Raw genomic sequence first — 19,182 nt, forward strand, 5'->3', positions numbered from 1 at the left:
CACGTCGTGTCCGAGGCGCCGCGCGGCGGGGCGCCCGGGCCCGGCGCGGGTGCGCCGCGCGCCTGCCGCCGCGCCCGCTGGCGCAGCACCCGGCGTTCCTCCTCGTCGGTGCCGCCCCACACGCCGTGCGTCACGCCGGTGTCCAGCGCGTAGGTGAGGCACTGGTGGACCACCGGGCAGCGGTGGCAGACCTCCTTGGCCTGGGCCTGCTGCGCCTGGGCCGCGGGTCCGGCCGCCCCCACCGGGAAGAAGAGCTCGGGGTCCTCGTCCACGCATGCCGCGCTCTGCCACCAATCCATGACTGCCCCTTCTGTGATGCGTCGTGGTGAATTCCCGCCCTCGCCCACGCGGGTGTGCCGCATCCAATGGGTGGTCATGAGGGCACGCAGCCGACCTCGCGCACAAGGCTTGGCGGGCTTGATAGAAGTCGGGTTTCCCACCCCCGCGGCCGCAAACGGGGTTGATCGCGCCAAAACGGCGGCGGAGGCGGCGAGCGGCCGTCAGTCCCGTGCCGGGCCGTAACCGCCGCCGCCCGGGGTGTGGACCACGAGGACGTCGTCCACACCGACGTCGGCCGCGTCGCACCCCTTCAGCCGGTCCACCGAGCCGTCGGCGCGCTCGATGAGGTTGGCGCCGAGCGCGCCCGGCGCGCCGCCCGCCATGCCGTACGGGGGGACGCGGCGGTGACCGGTGAGCAGGGCGACCGTCATCGGCTCCAGGAAGCGGATGCGGCGGGTGACGCCGTGGCCGCCGCGCCAGCGGCCGCGGCCGCCGCTGTCCCGCCGCACCTCGAAGCTCTCCACCCGCACCGGATAGCGCCACTCCAGCACCTCGGGGTCGGTGAGCCGGGAGTTGGTCATATGGGTCTGCACCGCGTCGGCGCCGTCGAAGCCGTCGCCCGCGCCCGAGCCACTGGCCACCGTCTCGTAGTACTGGACGCGGTCGTTGCCGAAGGTGACGTTGTTCATCGTGCCGGAGCCCTCGGCCTGGACGCCGAGCGCCGCGTAGAGGGCGCCGGTGACGGCCTGGGAGGTCTCGACGTTCCCGGCGACCGTGGCGGCCGGGTGGACCGGGGCCAGCATCGAGCCCTCGGGGATGCGGACCTTCAGGGGCTTCAGGCAGCCGCTGTTGAGCGGGATGTCCTCGGCGACCAGGGTGCGGAAGACGTACAGCACGGCCGCCATCACCACCGAGCTGGGCGCGTTGGCGTTGCCCGGCGCTTGCGGCGACGTACCCGCGAAGTCCAGGACGGCGGCGCGCTCGTCACGGTCGACGGTGACGGTGACGCGGATGACGGCCCCGCCGTCGGTCTCGTAGGCGCAACGGCCGTCCCGGAGGGCGCCGACGATGCGGCGCACGGACTCCTCGGCGTTGTCCTGGACGTGGCGCATGTAGGCGTGCACGACGTCCAGGCCGAACTCGCCGATCATGCGGCGCAGTTCCTGGATGCCCTTCTCGTTGGCGGCGATCTGGGCGCGCAGATCGGCGAGGTTGGCGTCCGGGGCGCGGGAGGGGTACGGCCCGGCGGTCAGCAGTTCGCGGGTCTCGCGCTCGCGCAGCGCGCCGTCCCGTACCAGCAGCCAGTTGTCGAAGAGCACGCCCTCCTCCTCGATGGTGCGGCTGAAGGCGGGCATGGAGCCGGGGGTGATGCCGCCGATCTCGGCGTGGTGGCCGCGGGAGGCGACGAGGAACAGCAGCTCCGTCCCGTCGTCGTCGAAGACCGGGGTGACGACCGTGACGTCCGGGAGGTGGGTGCCGCCGTGGTACGGGTCGTTGATGGCGTAGACGTCGCCCGGCCGCATGGTCGCGCCGTTGCGCCGCAGCACCTCCTTGATGGACTCGCCCATCGATCCCAGGTGCACCGGGATGTGGGGGGCGTTGGCGATCAGGTTGCCGTCGGCGTCGAACAGGGCGCAGGAGAAGTCCAGCCGCTCCTTGATGTTGACGGAGTGGGCGGTGTTCTCCAGGCGCAGGCCCATCTGTTCGGCGATGGCCATGAAGAGGCTGTTGAACACCTCCAGCATCACCGGGTCCACCTCGGTGCCGACCGCGGCCGTGCGCGGCCGGGGCCGGATGCGGGTGAGCAGCAGATGGCCGCGGTCGCCCAGGGCCGCCTGCCAGCCGGGGTCGACGACGGTGGTGGCGTCGTCCTCGGCGATGACCGCGGGGCCGGTGAGGGTGTCCCCGGGGCGCATCCCGGCGCGTTCGTACAGGCCGGTGTCCTGCCACCGCCCCGCCGTGAACATCCTCGCGGTCGCCACCGGCGCCAGGGCGCCCTCCCTGGGCGGCGGTTCCACGGCCTGGCCGCCCGCCGGGCCCGCCGCGCCGACCGCCTCCACCGACACCGCCTCCATCACGAGCGGCTTGTCCATGGTGAAGGCGTAGCGCGCGCGGTGCGCCCGTACGAAGCCGTCGGTCATCGCGGCGGCGGAGTCCAGCGGGACGGGGAGGGCGGCGTCGGTGCCCGCGTACCGCAGATGGACCCGGGCCGTGGTGCGCACGCTGTCCCCGGGGACGCCGTCCGCCAGCAGCTCGTCGCGGGTCCGGCCGGACAGCCGCGCGCACAGCTCGCGCACCTGAGGCAGCGACTCCTCGCTCAGCTCCCTCTCCACGGCCTGCTCGCGCATCGCGGTGGCGTCGGCGACCCCGATGCCGTACGCCGAGAGCACCCCGGCCAGCGGCGGCACGATCACCGTGCCGATGCCGAGGGCGTCCGCGACCGCGCACGCGTGCTGGCCGCCCGCGCCGCCGAAGCTGGTGAGCGCGTAGCGGGTGACGTCGTGACCGCGCTGCACGGAGATCTTCTTGACCGCGTTGGCCATGTTCAGCACGGCGATGTCCAGGAAGCCCGCCGCGACCTCCTCCGGGCCGCGCCGGTCCCCGGTCGCCTCGGCGATCTCCTCGGCGAGGCGGGCGAAGCGCTCCCGTACGGTCTCCGCGTCCAGCCGCTGGTCGGCGTGCGGGCCGAAGACCGCCGGGAAGTGGGCGGCCTGGATCCGGCCCAGCATCACGTTGGCGTCGGTCACGGTCAGCGGGCCGCCGCGCCGGTAGCAGGCGGGGCCGGGGACGGCACCGGCCGAGTCCGGGCCCACCCGGTAGCGGCGCCCGTCGAAGTGGAGCACCGAGCCGCCGCCCGCCGCGACGGTGTGGATGTTCATCATGGGCGCGCGCATCCGCACCCCCGCGACCTCGGTCCCGAAGACCCGCTCGAACTCGCCCGCGTAGTGCGACACATCGGTCGAGGTGCCGCCCATGTCGAAGCCGATGACGTGCGTGTGACCGGCCTCGGCCGAGGAGCGCGCCATGCCCACGACGCCGCCCGCGGGCCCCGACAGCACCGCGTCCTTGCCCCGGAAGTGCGCGGCCTCCCGCAGCCCGCCGTTGGACTGCATGAACATCAGCCGGATGCCGCGCAGCTCGGCGGCCACGTCCTCGACGTAAGCGCGCAGGATCGGCGAGAGGTAGGCGTCCACGACGGTGGTGTCGCCGCGCGAGACCAGCTTCATCAGCGGGCTCACCTCGTGCGAACAGCTCACCTGCGTGAAGCCGAGCGCGCGGGCCGCCTCACCCACCGCGCGCTCGTGCGCGGCATACCGGTAGCCGTGCGTCAGGACGACCGCGGCGCTGCGGAAGCCGTCACGGTGGGCGGCGCGCAGCGCCTCGGTGGCGGCGCCGAGGTCCAGGGGGCGTACGACGCCGCCATGCGCGTCCACCCGCTCGGGCACCTCGATCACCCGGTCGTACAGCGCCTCCGGCAGCACGATCCGGCGGTCGAACAGCCGCGGCCGGTTCTGGTACGCGATGCGCAGCGCGTCCCGGAAACCGGCCGTGACGACGAGCACCGTGGGCTCGCCCCTGCGTTCCAGCAGGGCGTTGGTCGCGACGGTGGTGCCCATCTTGACGACGGCGATCCGGTCGGCCGGCACAGGCTCGTCCGGCCCGAGCCCCAGCGTCTGCCGGATCCCGGCGACGGCCGCGTCCATGGTGCGCTCGGGATGGTGGGACAGCAGCTTGCGGGTGACCAGGCGGCCGTCCGGGCGCTTCCCGACGACGTCGGTGAAGGTACCGCCGCGGTCGATCCAGAATTCCCAGCGACCCGTCATCCCGCCATTGTCGCAGCGTGCGGGGGTGATGTGCCGAGTTCGAACGGTGTCGCCCGGGGCAGCGCGGCGAGCGCGGCCAGCGCCGCCCGGCGTTCCCGCCCGTCGAGCAGCTGGGCCGTGCCGCGCATCCGGTGGCGGACCTCCTGCGCCGCCAGCGCGAGGAGCCCGGGCAGCAGATCGGTACAGCGGTCCACGACCCAGCGCGTGCCCCGGGTCGCCATCCACCAGGCGCTCCCGGCCCGCGAGGGCGCCGGGCCGTCGAGCGCCGTGGACGGCGGGTCGCCCATGGCGATCCCGCGGGCCGTGAGCGCGGTGTGGAACTCCCGCGCCAGCAGCCGGTGCCCCAGCTCGCTCGGATGCAGCCGGTCCACGCTCCACGCCGCGCGGTCCGTGACCCAGCCGTGCTCGGTCAGCTCCACGTGCACCGCGCCGTACCGGCCGGACAGCGCGTGCACCACCGTGTTGACGGCCCGCATACGGCGCCCCAGCGGCCGGGCGAGCGTGTCCGGCAGCCCCAGCATCCGGCCCGGGTCGGGCAGGCACGCGGTGAGCACCACCGTCCCGTCGGCGCGCAGCGCGCCGATCGTCGCGTCCAGGGCCTCGGCGACCCGGCGGATGTCGAAGGTGTCGCGCAGGGTGTCGTTCATGCCGACCACGACGGACGCGAGATGCGGACGGGCCCGGCGGGCGGCGGTCAGCTGCTCACCGGCCACGTCGGCGGCGAGCGCGCCGCTGCGGGAGACGTTGACGAAGTCGACGGGCTCCCCGTGCGGCCCCGCCGCCCCGGCCAGCAGCGCCGCCCACCCCCGCCACCCGCCACCCGCCACGGGGTCCCCGAGCCCCTCGGTGAGCGAGTCGCCGAGCGCGGCGAACCGCGTGGTGGGCACGGCCGGGGCGGCCGGGGCGGTTGCGGCATCGGGGCGGCGCGTCTGCGGGCGGCCACTGGCCCCGGTGTGACGGACCTCCGGATCCGCCGGGCCACCGGGCACGACAGGAACGGCCCGCCGAGCGTCCGGGGCGGACGGTGCGGGCGGCGCCGCACGCACGGCCGGAGCGCGGTCGCCCACGGCGTCACCACGGGCAGGCGGCGCCCCGACAGCCCCCACACGGCAGATCTCCGGCACCACCGGCCCGCCCACCGGGCCATCGGGCGCCGCAGCGACAGCCCGACGCACGCCCGGTGCGGGCAGTGCCGCGCCCACGGCCGGGGCGGTTGCGGCATCGCCGTCGGCCTCCGGCGCGGTGGGCTGCGGGCCGGTCACCGCATCGGCGGCCGGCGCCGCCGGGCAGCGGCCGTTCCCGGCCGGTACGGCCGAGCGGGCGGGCTCGTCCGGGGTGGGGCGTGCCCCGCGTCTGGCGGCCGCCGGGCCGGAGGGGGCCACGTGCCGGGGCGGTGCTGCCGGGCCCGGCGGCACGGTGCTCCACGGGGCCGCCATGGGGCCGCCGCCCGGGACGCACGCCCGGTCGGCGGACTCGGCGTGCCGGGCCTGCTGGGCGACCGCGTCCGCCTCCGAGGCCGACGACGCGGACGCACCGGTGCCGGCACCGCCCGGAACCGCCCGGCCGGACGCGCCCACCGGCGCCGGGATGACGGCCGGACGGCTGGGAACCGGCGCGGCGGCGGCCGCCGCGAGCCGACCGGTCCGGGCGCCCGGGACCGTCGTACCGCCGGGCGTGGTCGCCGGGTGCGGCCGACGGGCCGGGTGAGCGCCGGGTGCGCTCACCGGGCACCGCCGACCGCCGTGCCGGCCGGGGTACGGCCGTCGGGCTGGGGGCGGGGCGCGTCGTGGGCGGCCAGGAACGCGTCGACCGCCGCGGGCCAGCCGTAGCGCTCGGCGCGGGCCCGGGCCGTGGCGCGGCGTACGGGCTCGGGGCGGGCCAGGACCTGGGCGACGGCGTCCGCGAACGCCGTCCCGTTGTCGGCCGCCGTCGCGCCCGCCGGGCCTACGATGTCGGGGAGCGCGGACAGGGCGCTGACGACCACGGGCGACCCGCACGCCAGCGCCTCCAGCGCGGCCAGCCCGAAGGTCTCCGCCGGGCCGGGGGCGAGGACGACGTCCGCGCTCGCCTGGAGCGCGGCCAGCCGGGTCCGGTCGCCGACGTGGCCGAGGAAGGCCGCCGGAAGCCCCTCCGCGCGGGCGCGGGCCTCCAGCCGGGCGCGCATCGGGCCGTCGCCCGCGACGACGAGCGCCGCCGGGACGCCGCGCCGCCGCAGTTCGGCGAGGGCGTCGAGCGCGCGGCCCGGCCGCTTCTCGGGCGACAGGCGGGAGCACATGGCGAGCAGGACCGCGGCGCCGCCCCGGTGGTGCTCGCGCAGGGCGCCGTCGTAGTGGGAGGGGTGGAAGTGGCCGAGGTCGACGCCCAGGGGGGCGCGTACGACGTTGCGCGCGCCGATGCGTACGAACTCGCGCTCGGCCCACTCCGTGGTGCAGACGACCCGTGCGTACGCCCGCGCGGTACGGCGGTTCAGCCGGTCGGCCGCGGTCCGGGCGGCGGCCTCGGGCACGCCCCAGGTGCGCAGCACGGCGTCGGCGCTCTCGTGGGAGACCATCACGGCGGGCACGCGGGCGCGCCGCGCCCACTCCCCCGTCCAGCGCAGGGTGGTGCGGTCGGAGACCTCCAGCCGGTCGGGCGCGAGCCCGTCGAGCAGCCGGGCCAGCCGCCGCCGGTCGGTCAGCACCCGGTAGCCGCCGGTGCCGGGCACGCGGTGGCCGGGGAGGGTGATCACGCGGCCCTGGCGGGTGTGCTCGTCCGCGGCGTGCTCCCCCGGCACGACCAGGACGGATTCGTGCCCGGCCGCCTGGTAGCCCGCGCCCAGTTCGCGCAGCGCGGTGCGCAGGCCGCCGGAGGAGGGGGTGACGAAGTTGGCGAGCCGGACGATGCGCAGCGGCCCGTGGGTGTTCCCGCTCATGCCGCCACCGCCGTACGGGCCATCAGGACCTCGGCGTAGTGGTCGATCAGCTGGTCGACGATCGCCTCCCAGGTGCGGCCCTCGACCGCCTCCCGGCCCGCCTGCCCCAGCGCGGCGCGCTTGCGGGGGTGGGCGGCGAGGAGGGACACGGCGTCGCGCACCTCGTCCGCGTCGCCGGGCGGCACCAGCAGTCCGGTACGGCCGTGGTCGACGAGGTCGAGCGGGCCGCCGGCGGCGGGCGCGACCACGGGCACGCCGCTGGCCTGCGCCTCCTGCACGGTCTGGCAGAAGGTCTCCTGCGGGCCGGTGTGCGCGAAGACGTCGAGGGAGGCGAAGACGCGGGCCAGCTCGGTGCCGGTCCGGCGGCCGAGGAAGCGGGCGCCGGGCATGGCCGCGCGCAGCGCGGGCTCGCTCGGCCCGTCCCCGACCACGACCACCCGGACGCCGGGCAGCGCGCACAGCGGGGCCAGCAGCTCGACGTTCTTCTCGGGCGCCAGACGGCCGACGTAGCCGACGATCAGCTCGCCCCCGGGGGCCAGGGAGCGGCGCAGCTCCGGGTCGCGGCGCGAGGGGTGGAAGCGCTCGGTGTCGACGCCGCGCGGCCACAGCGCGATCCGCGGCACCCCGTGCTCGTCGAGGTCGCGGGCGGCGGCGGTGGACGGGGCGAGGGTGCGGTCGGCGGCGGTGTGGACGGCCCGTATCCGGCGCCAGGCCGCGTTCTCGCCCGCGCCGAGGTACGTACGGGCGTAGCCGCCCAGGTCGGTCTGGTAGACGGCGACGGCGGGGATCCGCAGCCGCAGCGCGGCCGTCATCCCGCGCGCGCCGAGCACGAAGGGGCTGGCCAGGTGGACGAGGTCGCTGCGGTGCGCGGTGATCGCGGCGGCGAGCCGGCGGCTGGGCAGCGCGACCCGCACCTGCGGATAGCCGGGCAGGGGCAGGGACGGGATCCGGACGACGGGGAACGGATGCTCCCCGTCGATGTCCCCGGTCGCGTCGGGCGACCCGTCGTGCGGGCCCGCGGGGGCGATGACGAGCGGTTGGTGGCCGCGCCGGTGGAGATGCCGGGCGGTCTGGAGCGTGCAATGAGCGACGCCGTTGATGTCGGGCGGGAAGGATTCGGTCACGATGGCGACTCGCATACCGGTGTTGTCGGCGTACGAAGGGTGGCCCCGGCATCGTGCACCTTGCGAGCCGTGAAACGTCCCGTGAGCGTTGGCCCCCGCGCCCGCCGAAGCCGGGCGAGTGCCGGAGGAACCACCCCAAACCCCACCCCGGCCGCGGGGTTTACGGCCGACCACATGGCGTGAACCCATCGGTCACCCGCCCCGGCGCCTCCGGGACCCCGGCCGCCCCGGCGCCTCCGGGACCCCGGCCGCCCCGGGTGACACCCCGAGGTCGAGGCCGGGGTCAGACCTCGGCGGCGTCGGGGTCGATGCGGCTGCGGACCGCGGTTTGGACCTCCGCTTCCTCGGCCGGGTCGGCGGCCAGCCTGCGGAGCTGTTCCACGACGCGGGCATCACCGGTGGCGGCGTGGCGTGCGGCGAGTTCGCGGGTGGTCTCCTCGCAGTCCCAGAGGCATTCGACGGCGAAGCCCGCGGCGAACGAGGGATCGGTGGCGGCCAGGGCGCGGGCGGCGCGGCCGCGGAGGTGGGAGGAGGCGGTCTCGCGGTAGACGTGGCGCAGGACGGGGGCGGCGCAGGTGATCGCGAGGCGGCCGGCGCCGTCCACGAGCGTCCACAGCGCCTGGCTGTGCGGGCCCTCGGCCCGCACGATGCGGCGGAGGGCGGCGAGGACGAGGCCCGCGTCGTACGGTCCGCCCCGGGCGGCGAGCATCGCGGCGGCCGCGGCGCCGAGCGCGTCGGGGCGGTGGGCCCAGATCCGGGCCCGGTCCAGGGCGGCGACACCGCGCATGCGTTCGAAGGCGCCGAGGGCGGCCCGGGAGACCGGCTCCGAGGCGTCCGGCTCGGTCACGGCGGCCTCGATCAGGTCCAGCACCTCGGGGTCGCCGGTATCGGCCAGGTGCCGCAGGGCGGTCGCACGGGCGGCGTCCGGGGCCGACGCGGCGGCGGCCAGCAGCTCGGGCCGGTCCTCCGGACCGGCGACGGCGGCGAGGCAGCGGGCGGCGGCGTCGGGGCGCCGGGCGCCGGGCCGCAGGTCGTGTTCCTGCTGGGCCCAGACCAGGACGTCGTGGACGCTCCAGCCGGGCCGCGGCCCGGAGGGGCGCAGCTGGCGCTGCCAGCGGTCGAAGGCGCCCTGTTCCTGCGCGGCACGCACGCGCGGACCGTACGCCGGGTCGTCGGCCCACAGCCGCCAGGGGCGGGGCTCGTAGGCGCCGCGCGCGGCGGTGGCGAGTTCGGCCTCGCCCTCGGGGGTCTCGGGGAAGCGGCCGAGGACGGCGGGGGCGAGGGCGCGCAGCCCGGCGTCGTCGTCGCGCAGGGCCAGCTCGTCCAGGGCCCATTCCCAGTTGCTGCCGGCGGCGGCGTACCGGCGCAGCAGCCGCAGCGCGTCGAGCCGGTCGTACGCGGCGAGGTGGCCGAGGACGGCGAGGGCGAGCCCGGTGCGCTCCTCGTCGGTGTTCACCAGGTCGTCGGGGTGGAAGAGGTGCTGTTCGATTTCGTCGAGGTCCGCGTCGAGGTCAAGGCAGAGCCGGGCGTAATAGAGGGAGCGGTTCTCGACCTGCCAGTCACGGCGGGGGTCGTGCAGCACACAGTGGTGCAGTGCCGCGAGCGCCTCGGCCCGCGGCGCGGCGAGGGCATGCAGAGTACCGTCGCCGCGGCCTCGCTGGAGGAGGCCGAGGAGGGTACCGCTGGGCGCTATGTCTGGATCGAACATGAGGTCAGCATCCGGTGCGGGGGGTTCGCTGGCAACGGGATTTCCGTCGACCGGCATTCTTGCCGGTGTCCTGGCGCCATATGCCGGATGAACACCTGGACTGAGGGAATCCCCGAGCGCCGCAGCCTACCCGGAACCGGATGCTCCGCCGAGCCGCGCCCGATGTGCCCCAGGAAAGCCATTGACATATGCCAGAAGCACCACCGGATCGGGTATTGCCAAACGACTTACGCGACGTCGCGGCCTGTGCAAGAGTCGTTACCGGTCCTTACCCCATCAGACCCGGCAGCGCCGCGCCGTACCGGCCCGTATCGGAGAACACATGCCGTCCCCCCGCTCCGCGGACCATCCCGCCGCCCCGTCGCCCCAGCGCGGCACGGTCGACGCGCTCATCACGCAGACCCGGCGGCTCCGCGGCGGCGTCGCCGCCGTGCGGCGCGACACCACGGCGGACCTGAGCGGCACGGCGAACGAGACCCAGTTGCGCTGGCAGCGCGCCCTGTGCGATCTCGCCGTCCACCATCTGGACGATCTCGGCCGGCATCTGGACCAGCTGCGCGAGGGGCTGCCGTCCGGGCGGCCGGAGGAAGCGGACGAGGCGGCTCCGGAGGAGAAGCCTCTGGACGAGTACGCGACGGGGCAGGACGCGGCCGGGCAGGACGCCCCGGAGCAGGGCCCCGGCCACGGCCACGGCTCACTGCTCCACCGCGTCGGCAGCGCCGAGTGGAATCTCCTCACCGACGAGGTGACCTGGTCCGACGAGCTGTGCCAGATCTTCGGCCGCGCCCCCGAGGAAGGCGGGCTGTCCCTGGACGAGCTGCCCTCCTGGGTCGTCGGGGACGATCAGCCGGTGCTGACCGCCATGGTCACGGACTGCCTGGTGGACGGAAAGCCGATCGACGGCGAGTTCCGGGTCGTCCGCGCGGACGACGCCGTCCGCACGGTGCACATGGCCGGCGAGCCCGTGCTGGACGCCGACGGCAGCACCGCCTCCATGTGGGCCGTGCTCCGCGATGTGAGCGAGCTGCGCCGCAGTGAGCGGGCGGTGCGCGAATCCCGCGACTCGCTCCAGCGCCAGCGGCACCTCGCCCGCAGCGAGCGCAGGCTGGCGGTCGAGCTGCACGAGGCGGTCCTGCCGCCGTGGCGCGGCTCCGCGCCCCTCACGCGCGGCGGGCGGCCCGCGGGCACCGCCCTCGATGTCGCCTCCCACTACTTCCCCGCCGCGAACAGCGCGCTGATCGGTGGCGACTGGTACGACGCGCTCGAACTGCCCGACGGCGGGACGCTGCTCAGCGTCGGCGACCTCACCGGCCACGGCGTCGCCGCGACCTCCGGCATGGCGATGGTGCTGGGCGCGGTGCGCGGCATGGCGGTGGCCGGGATCGAACCGGGCCCGCTGATGGGGCGGCTCAACCAGCTGCTCGACGTCTCCTCCCAGCCCGCCCTGGGCAGCGCCGTCTGCGGCCGGTACGACCCGGCCACCCGCACCCTGGTGTGGTCGCAGGCCGGGCACCCCGCCCCGCTGCTGTTCCGCGACGGGGCGGGGCGCGCCCTGCGGCCCCCGGCCGGTGTGCTGCTCGGCGGCACCACGGGCGCCACGTACGCCCAGGCCGAGGAGCGGCTGGAGCCGGGCGATCTGCTCCTGCTGCACGCGGGCGGGCTCGCCACGGACACCGGGGACCCCTCGGTGACGGCCGAGCGGCTGCTCGGGCTCGCGCCACGGTTCGCCGCCGCCCGCGGCACGCAGGAGTGCGTGCGGGTGGTGGCCGAGGAGTTCGACGACGAGCGGCGTGAGGGCGACGCCTGCGTACTGCTCGCGATGATCGGCTGACACGAGCGGACACAAGCCGATACGGGCTGATACGGGCCGATGGGACGAGCCGCCGGCGCTAGACGACCGTGCTCTTCGCCGCCCCACCCGCACCCTTCGCCCCGCCTCCGGCTCCCTTCTGGTGGCCCAGTCCCCTCGGCATGGTCTGCTGGATCTCCGCCCGCAGCTCGCGGACCGCGGCGGACGAGGCGTACGGCGCGGTGAGCCGGTACATCTCGCGCAGCCGGTCCCAGGTGCGGTGCGAGGAGTTCTGCTCGATCGTGGCCAGCGCCTGCCGGGCGGAGGCGGATCCCTGCTCCGGGTCGCCGCCGATGAAGCAGGCCGAGGCGATGGAGATGTGGTCGAAGATCTGCGACCGCTGCCGGCCGCCCTCCCGCATCCGCAGCGCCTCCATGGCGTGCCGCTGCGAGACGCCGGCGACGCCCGGTTCGTGCTCGGCCAGGGTGCGGTAGACCAGCCCCTGCATCCCGTGCAGGTCGGCCTCGTTGAACAGCTGCATCCAGCTGGGCGCGGGCCCCCGGTCCTGGTCGGAGACGAACAGCTCCTCCGCCTCCCCCAGGGTGCGGCGCACCGCCCGGCCGTGCCCCTTCGAGGCGTGCGCCCAGGCCTCGATGGTGCGGAACATGGCCCGGGTGCGTGGCAGCGCCTCGTCCCCCGCGCCGGACGACGCCAGCTTCATCAGATCGAGCGCGTCGTCCGGGCGGCCGATGTGCACCATCTGCCGGGCGGCGCGGGACAGCGCCTCGCTCGCCCGCGGCCGGTCGCCGCCCTCCCGGGCCGCGTGCGCGGCGATCACGAAGTACTTCTGGGCGGTGGGCTCCAGGCCCACGTCGTGGGACATCCAGCCGGCCAGCACGGCCAGGTTCGCCGCGACGCCCCACAGTCTGCGCTGCAGCGCCTCGGGATGGCGGTAGGCGAGCATCCCGCCCACCTCGTTGAGCTGGCCCACCACGGCCTTGCGCTGCAACCCGCCGCCGCGGGCCGCGTCCCAGGCGCGGAAGACCTCGACCGACGTCTCCAGCGCGTCGATCTCCTGGGAGCCCACGGGGGCGGCCTCATAGCGGTCGAAGCCCACGGGCTCGGCGGAGAGGGGGTTGTCGGAACGGGGCGCGTCGAGGGAGAGGGTGGGGTCGGAGAGCAGCCATTCGCTCATGGCACCGGTGATGGCGGATCCTGCGGCGAGCGCGGCGCCCGCACCCACCAAGCCGCGTCGGTTGAACATAAGGTCCATTCCCGTGAATTCGGTGAGGACCGCGGCCGTGGACTCGGGCGGCCAGAGCAGCCCGTCGGCGGACTGTCCCTTTCCCGCGCGCCCACCTCGTCCGAATCCGAGGTCCTCGATGGTCACGACTCGACCGAGGCGCTCGGTGAACAGGACCGCCAGCACCTTGGGCACCGGATCGCGCGGCGTCTCGCCGGTGTCGATCCAACGCCGCACCCGTGAGGTGTCGGTCGCCAGCTGCGGGTGGCCCATGGCCGCCGCGCGCCGGTTCACGAGCCTCGCGAGCTCTCCCTTGGACCAGCCGGCCAGGCCGAAAAGGTCCGCAAGACGGGTGTTGGGTTCCCTCGTCACGTCAAGCCCCCAGGATCCTCGGCTGGCTTGACAGTAACGGGCCCGTCACGTGCGGTGCGACTATTCGCCAGGGTTCGCCAGGGTCCGCCAGATGGTGTGCCACCCGCGCACGGGTGTGATGTAGAAGCGCGCTACCCGGCCCGGTGGCGGTTGGAAAATGCCAGCCGGAAAAGCCAGTTGGAAAATGCCAGCCGCATTCCCCAGGGTGCGGCCCCGCCCCGGGGCCGGGAGCGTACGCACATCGTCGGCACACGAAGGGATCTGTCTCGCCCATGTACGCAGCGTCGTCCTCCGTGTCCGCCCCGCCTCGGCCGTACCGGCGGCAGCTGCCCGGCAATGGGCCGTACCTCGATCCCGCTTCCGGCGGCCGCGCGCGGCGGGCCGCCGCCCCCGGCTCCGTGCCGCCCGGCGGAAGACTCGACGTGTCCGGTCCTCAGGGTGCCCAGCTGCGCACCGCCATCGCCTCGGTCCATCGCATCTGCCCGGAGTTCAACCCCGTTCAGGTGCTCCGGCGCAGCGGGCGGTCCGTCCTCCTGCTCGGTTCGACGGGCCGCACCACGGCGGTCGCGAAATGCCTGCTGGACCACTCCCCGGCGTGGGCCGAGCGGTTCCGCCGCGAGATAGCGATGTACCGGACGTTCGTACGACAGCGTCCCCCGGTCCGGGTGCCGCGGCTGATCGCCGCCGATCCCGACAACTGCGTGCTGGTCATCGAGCGGATGCCCGGGCGGGTCGCGGCCGCGCAGCGCCATCCCGCCGAGGCGCCGCCGCGCGCCGATGTGCGCGCCGCGCTCGGCGCGATCTGCCGGATCAACCAGTGGCGGCCGCCGGGGGACCTCTTCGACGCCCCCGTCGACTACGCCGCCCGGCTGTCCCGCTACCACGATCTGGGGCTGCTGACCGACCGGGACATGGGCGATGTGCGCAAACTGCTGCGCGGCATCTCGCAGACGACGGGGCGCCAGCTGCCGACCCAGTTCTGCCACGGCGACGCCCTGTTGAACAACGTGCTGCTGTCCCCCTCGGGCGCGGTGCTCATCGACTGGGACCACGCGGGCTGGTATCTGCCCGGCTACGACCTGGCGACGCTGTGGGCGGTGCTGGGCGACGCCCCGGTGGCCCGGCGTCAGATCAGCCAGCTCGCGCAGGCGGCGGGCCCGGCCGCGCGGGACGCCTTCCTGGTGAACCTGATGCTCGTCCTCACCCGGGAGATCCGCCGGTACGAGACCGCCGTGCAGCGCACCATGCAGGATCCGGCGCCGGTGGTGCCGGGCGTGATGGCCGCCGGTGAGGAGCAGCGGCTGCTGCTGCGGCGGCTGCATGACGACTGCGGCCTGGCCCGGCGCGCCGTGCGCGCCGCGGTGGGCACGCGCTGACGTGCGAACCCTTCTTCGCGCGACGGTGATTGACGGATCGCCTGGCAGCGGATAGCTGTTAGCCGTGCCTCCTGCCTCCTGGGAGGCGAGGCACGGCCAACGGTTCGGCTCAGCCCACCTCGAGGAGGCTGCAATGCCAGGATCCGCACCCGACAGCGCCCACGACCCGGACAAGGGCACGGGCAGAGGCGCAGACACAGCCACGGGCAGGGACGCGGACAGACCCGCCCCCGGCCCCAGCCGGAGGACGGCGCTGCGGACCGCGTCCGCCGCCGCGTCCGCCGCCTTTCTGCTCCCGGTCATCGCCGCGGCCCCGGCCGCCCGGGCCGACCAGCCGCCCTCGGGTGGCGCCCCGGCCCCATCCCCGGACGGGTCCGGGGCGCTGCAACGGGCCTTCGCGGCGGCGGCGAAGGAGCACCGGGTGCCGCTGAGCGTGCTGCTGGGCGTGTCGTATCTGCAGTCGCGCTGGGACGGCCATCGCGGCGCGCCCAGCGTCACCGGCGGCTACGGCCCCATGCACCTCACCGACGCCTTCACCGCCCTCTCCGCGGCCCCGCACCACAGCCGGGGCACCGAGGACGCCCGCGGCGACCAGGCGCGGCCCCTGCGGGTGCCGGAGGCCTCGGTGCCCGAGCCGCGGCGGCTGCCCGCGCGGCTGCGCACGCTGGACCGGGCCGCGGAGCTGACGGGGCTGTCCGCCGCCGCGCTGCGCGGCGACGTGGCGGCCAATGTGCGCGGCGGTGCGGCGCTGCTGGCAGCCGAGCAGAAGAAGCTGGGGCTGCCGCCGAGCGAGGACCCGGCGGACTGGTACGCGGCGGTGGCGGCCTATTCGGGCGCCGACAGCGCCACGGCGGCCGCCGTGTTCGCCGACGACGTCTACGACGTGATCCGCGGCGGCGCGGCGCGCACCACGGGCGACGGTGAGCGGGTCACGCTCGACGCCGCCCCCCAGGTCGCCGCGGACCGGCGGCAGCTGCGGTCGCTCGGCCTGCCGGACCCCAAGCGGGATCCGCACGTCGAGGCCCCTGACAACGTGTCGTGCGAGTGGATCCCAGCCCCCTACGAGCAGTTCGGGGACAACGACTACGGCAACCACGACCTGGGCAACCGCCCCCTGTCCCAGATGATCGACTACATCGTCATCCATGACACCGAGGGCTCCTGGGACACCACCATCAAGCTGGTCCAGGACCCGACGTACGTCTCCTGGCAGTACACCCTGCGCTCCTCCGACGGCCATATCGCCCAGCACGTGCCGCTCAAGGACGTCGCCTGGCACGCGGGCAACTGGTACGTCAACGCCAAGTCCATCGGCCTGGAGCACGAGGGCTTCCTCACCGCGCCCGACGCCTGGTACACGGAGGCGATGTACCGTTCGTCGGCCCGGCTGGTGAAGTGGCTGGCCCGGCGGTACGGCATCCCGCTGGACCGTCAGCACATCCTGGGCCACGACAATGTGCCCGGCACGACCGCCACCACCATCAAGGGCATGCACACCGACCCGGGCCCGTACTGGGACTGGGCGCACTACTTCAGCCTCCTCGGCGCCCCCTTCCACCGCACCGCGGGCGCCTCCGGGGGGCTGGTCACCATCCGCCCGGACTACGACACGAACCAGCCCGTCTACACCGGCTGCGAGCAGGCGGGCCAGGAGTGCGTCCCGCACGGTTCGTCCGCGGTGCGGCTGCACACGGCGCCGAGCGACGACGCCCCGCTGGTGAAGGACATCGGGCTGCGTCCGGACGGCGCCGACTCGACCACCGGCGTCAACGACACCGGCGCCCGCGCCACCACCGGCCAGCAGTTCGCGGTCGCGGGGCGGCAGGGCGACTGGACGGCGATCTGGTACCTCGGCCAGCAGGCGTGGTTCCACAACCCCCGGCGGCGGCCCACGGCCGTCCACGGCAAGGGCCTCGTGGTCACGCCGAAGGCGGGCCTGGCGGAGGTCCCGGTGTACGGGCGCGCCTACCCGGAGAAGGAGGCGTACCCGGAGGGCGTACCGGTGCAGGCGGTCTCACCACTGCCGTACAAGCTGCTCGCCGGGCAGCGGTACGCGCTGGGGCTGAGGACCCAGGGTGAGTATCTGTGGGCGACCACCTTCGACGAATCCGGCCACATCGTGGTGCGCGGTCAGGACATCTACTACCAGATCCAGTTCGGGCACCGGGTGGCGTTCGTCCGGGCAGCGGATGTGCGGGTGCGGCGCTCGGGCCGGTGAGTCAGCCGCGCGCCGCGAAGCGGTAGGTGTGGCCGCCGCGGGCCGCGAGCGTGACCGTACGGGCACCGTCGCCGGGGTCGCCGGTGTCGTCGCGTACGGCCGTCTCGTGGCCCGTGGCGCCGTCGTGGAGGGTGTACGGGCGCGCGAACAGGGCGCCGCGCATCCGGACCGGCCCGTCGTGTCCCGCCGTGACGGTGAGGGTACGGGCGCGTCCCGCGCGCCAGGTGATGCCGACCGTGAGGTCGCCGTGGGCGCGCAGCCCGCGCACCGAGCCGTCCGGCCAGCGGCGTGGCAGGGCGGGCAGGACGTCCAGCACCCCGCGGTGGCTCTGCAGCAGCATCTGGGCGATCCCGGCGGCGGCGCCGAAGTTGCCGTCGATCTGGAACGGCGGATGGGTGTCCCACAGGTTGGGGAGAGTGGAATCCGTCAGCTGTCCGGCCAACAGCCGATGGGCGCGGTCGCCGTCGCGCAGCCGGGCCCAGAAGTGGACCTTCCATGCCCGGCTCCAGCCGGTGCCGCCGTCGCCGCGCGCGTCCAGGGAGACCGCGGCGGCCCCGGCCCAGGGGCCGTCCGGGGCGATCTGCCGTCCGGGGTGCAGGGCGAAGAGGTGGGAGGCGTGCCGGTGGGTGTCGGCGGGGTCGTCCAGGTCGGCCTTCCACTCCTGGAGCTGGCCCCAGGAGCCGATGCGCAGCCCCGGGTCGAGGGCGTCCAGGGCGCGCCGCAGCGCGGCCTGGAAGGCGAGGTCGTCGCCGAGGGCGCGGGCCGCCTCCAGGGTGGCGGTGAGCAGGTCGTGGACGATCTGCTGGGACATGGCGGGCCCCGCGGTGAAGTCGCCGTGCTCGGGCGAGTAGCCGGGTGAGACGACGAGCGTGCCGTCCCGGGGGTCGGGGCGCAGGGTGTCCAGCCAGAACGCGGCGGCCTCCCGCATCGCGGGGTACGCGGTGTCCCGCAGGAAGCCGGTGTCGAGGGTGAAGCGGTAGTGCTCGTACAGGTGGTGGACGAGCCAGGCGGCCGCCTCGGGGAACCAGAAGGCGGTGGGCCAGTCGTGGACGCCGGTGAAGCCGTACGGATTGGTCTCGTTGTGCACGACCCAGCCGCGGGCGCCGAACATCTCGCGGGCGGTGATCCGGCCGGGGGCGCGCAGGGCGGTGATGAAGCGGTGCAGCGGCTCGGCGGTCTCCGCGAGGTTGAGGGCGTGGGCCGGCCAGTAGTTCATCTGGAGGTTGATGTTGGTGTGGTAGTCGGCCGACCAGGCGGGCTGCACGCTGTCGTTCCAGACGCCCTGGAGGCCCGCGGGGAGCGGGGCGCCGGGGCGTGAGGAAGCGATGAGGAGGTAGCGGCCGTAGGCGAAGAACAGCTCCTCCAGGGCCCGGTCGGCCGGGTCGTCCCCGCCGGTGTACGCGGCGCGTTGGCGGTCGGTGGGCAGGTCCGGCGGGGCCTGTCCGCCGAGGTCCAGCGCCGTGCGGTCGAACAGGGCGCGGTGGTCGCGGACATGGCGGCTCAGCAGGGTGGGCCAGCCCTGCTCCGCGGCGGCGTCCACGGCCTCGGCGACGACCCGGTGGGGATCCTCGCCGCGGTAGTCGGGGTGGCTGTCGGCGTAGTCGGTCCCGGCGGCGAGGACGAACCAGGCGCCGTGGGCGCCGGTGACGGTGAGCGTGCCGTCCGCCCCGGCCGTCACGGTGCCGCCGTCGCACACCACCCGCACCTGGGCCTCGAAGCGCAGCCCGTTGTCCGCCAGCGCGCCGCGGATCGTCAGCCGCCCGTCGTGGGCGGTGACGTGGTGGTCGCCGGGGCGGGGTGAGGTGTGGCGCAGGGTGAAGGCGACGGGGCCGGGGGCCGTGCTCAGCCGTCCGGCGATCACCCGATCGGGGTACGAGGCGAAGAACTCGCGCCGGTGCCGCGCGCCGTGGGCGGCGTACTCCACGGAGGCCACGCCCCGGCCGATGTCGAGCCGTCGGCGGTAGCGGTCCGGGGTTTCGGGCGCGCCGGGGATCTCCAGCCACAGATCGCCGAAGGTCTGGTAGGCGCCGTAGCGGATGCGGGGCTGTCCGAGCCGGGCCGCCACGTCGTCGGGGGCGGCCGTGCCGTGCTCCTCGATCAGCCGCTGGACGGCCGCGAGGGCTCCCGGGCGCGGCTCACGCCAGTTGCCGTGGTCGTAGGGCGGGGAGTCCGGGCCGCCGGGGCCGCCGGTCCATAACGACTTCTCGTTGAACTGGATCCGTTCCCGGGCCACCCCGCCGAAGACCATCGCGCCGAGCGTGCCGTTGCCGATGGGCAGCGCCTCGCGCTCCCAGTCCGCGGCGGGGGTGTCGTACCGGAGCGCCCGGTGGGCCATCGG

At 75.3% G+C, this 19,182-nt stretch carries 11 protein-coding genes; 3 read left to right on the top strand and 8 right to left on the bottom strand.

Annotated features, from left to right (window positions below; genetic code table 11):
• The 6 genes from ABZ562_RS38610 to ABZ562_RS38635 all read right to left on the bottom strand — a co-directional run.
• Positions 1-299, bottom strand: a 299-nt coding sequence (locus ABZ562_RS38610) for a WhiB family transcriptional regulator (RefSeq protein ID WP_361489384.1), incomplete at its 3' end; no start/stop codon positions are given.
• A 201-nt stretch (positions 300-500) separates the two neighbouring features.
• Positions 501-4,103: a hydantoinase B/oxoprolinase family protein gene (locus tag ABZ562_RS38615; protein WP_361489387.1), complete on the bottom strand. Its 3,603-nt coding sequence runs from the start codon at positions 4,101-4,103 to the stop codon at positions 501-503.
• Positions 4,100-5,827 (bottom strand): GDSL-type esterase/lipase family protein, encoded by a 1,728-nt coding sequence (locus ABZ562_RS38620; RefSeq protein ID WP_361489390.1) that lies wholly within the window; start codon positions 5,825-5,827, stop codon positions 4,100-4,102. Before ABZ562_RS38620 ends, ABZ562_RS38615 begins: the two co-directional genes overlap by 4 nt.
• On the bottom strand, positions 5,824-7,014 hold the full coding sequence (locus ABZ562_RS38625; RefSeq protein WP_361489393.1) for a glycosyltransferase: 1,191 nt from the start codon (positions 7,012-7,014) through the stop codon (positions 5,824-5,826). The genes ABZ562_RS38620 and ABZ562_RS38625 overlap by 4 nt, the downstream gene beginning before the upstream one ends.
• On the bottom strand, positions 7,011-8,153 hold the full coding sequence (locus ABZ562_RS38630; RefSeq protein WP_361489396.1) for a glycosyltransferase family 1 protein: 1,143 nt from the start codon (positions 8,151-8,153) through the stop codon (positions 7,011-7,013). Before ABZ562_RS38630 ends, ABZ562_RS38625 begins: the two co-directional genes overlap by 4 nt.
• 268 nt (positions 8,154-8,421) lie before the next feature.
• Complete coding sequence (locus ABZ562_RS38635; protein WP_361489399.1) at positions 8,422-9,846, bottom strand: HEAT repeat domain-containing protein; 1,425 nt, start codon at positions 9,844-9,846, stop codon at positions 8,422-8,424.
• 322 nt (positions 9,847-10,168) lie between these two features.
• Here ABZ562_RS38635 and ABZ562_RS38640 point away from each other — a divergent pair, with 322 nt between their 5' ends.
• Positions 10,169-11,677 (top strand): SpoIIE family protein phosphatase, encoded by a 1,509-nt coding sequence (locus ABZ562_RS38640; RefSeq protein ID WP_361489401.1) that lies wholly within the window; start codon positions 10,169-10,171, stop codon positions 11,675-11,677.
• 58 nt (positions 11,678-11,735) lie between these two features.
• Here ABZ562_RS38640 and ABZ562_RS38645 read toward each other — a convergent pair whose 3' ends face one another.
• Entirely contained in the window at positions 11,736-13,250 is a 1,515-nt protein-coding gene (locus tag ABZ562_RS38645) for a hypothetical protein (protein ID WP_361489404.1), read from the bottom strand.
• Positions 13,251-13,522: 272 nt separating this feature from the next.
• On the opposite strand from ABZ562_RS38645, the gene ABZ562_RS38650 reads away from it, so the two are divergent.
• Together ABZ562_RS38650 and ABZ562_RS38655 are read left to right on the top strand one after the other, a co-directional pair.
• A complete protein-coding gene (locus ABZ562_RS38650) occupies positions 13,523-14,626 on the top strand; it encodes an aminoglycoside phosphotransferase family protein (protein WP_361489406.1) in 1,104 nt (367 codons plus the stop codon).
• A gap of 133 nt (positions 14,627-14,759) precedes the next feature.
• Entirely contained in the window at positions 14,760-16,844 is a 2,085-nt protein-coding gene (locus ABZ562_RS38655) for a peptidoglycan recognition family protein (RefSeq protein WP_361489409.1), read from the top strand.
• Position 16,845: 1 nt separating this feature from the next.
• On the opposite strand, the gene ABZ562_RS38660 is transcribed toward ABZ562_RS38655, so the two are convergent.
• Positions 16,846-19,179 (bottom strand): glycoside hydrolase family 95 protein, encoded by a 2,334-nt coding sequence (locus tag ABZ562_RS38660; RefSeq protein ID WP_361489411.1) that lies wholly within the window; start codon positions 19,177-19,179, stop codon positions 16,846-16,848.
• Between the last annotated feature and the right edge of the window lie 3 nt (positions 19,180-19,182).

It is taken from the genome of Streptomyces sp. NPDC019937 (assembly GCF_040631655.1).
Classification (GTDB): Bacteria; Actinomycetota; Actinomycetes; order Streptomycetales; family Streptomycetaceae; genus Streptomyces.

Excerpts from the sequence above, each read along its gene's own strand:
- ABZ562_RS38660 (WP_361489411.1), bottom strand. The coding sequence starts at position 19,179 with ATGGCCCACCGGGCGCTCCGGTACGACACCCCCGCCGCGGACTGGGAG.
- ABZ562_RS38640 (WP_361489401.1), top strand. The coding sequence starts at position 10,169 with ATGCCGTCCCCCCGCTCCGCGGACCATCCCGCCGCCCCGTCGCCCCAG.
- ABZ562_RS38655 (WP_361489409.1), top strand. The coding sequence starts at position 14,760 with ATGCCAGGATCCGCACCCGACAGCGCCCACGACCCGGACAAGGGCACG.
- ABZ562_RS38630 (WP_361489396.1), bottom strand. The coding sequence starts at position 8,153 with ATGCGAGTCGCCATCGTGACCGAATCCTTCCCGCCCGACATCAACGGC.
- ABZ562_RS38635 (WP_361489399.1), bottom strand. The coding sequence starts at position 9,846 with ATGTTCGATCCAGACATAGCGCCCAGCGGTACCCTCCTCGGCCTCCTC.
- ABZ562_RS38650 (WP_361489406.1), top strand. The coding sequence starts at position 13,523 with ATGTACGCAGCGTCGTCCTCCGTGTCCGCCCCGCCTCGGCCGTACCGG.
- ABZ562_RS38615 (WP_361489387.1), bottom strand. The coding sequence starts at position 4,103 with ATGACGGGTCGCTGGGAATTCTGGATCGACCGCGGCGGTACCTTCACC.
- ABZ562_RS38625 (WP_361489393.1), bottom strand. The coding sequence starts at position 7,014 with ATGAGCGGGAACACCCACGGGCCGCTGCGCATCGTCCGGCTCGCCAAC.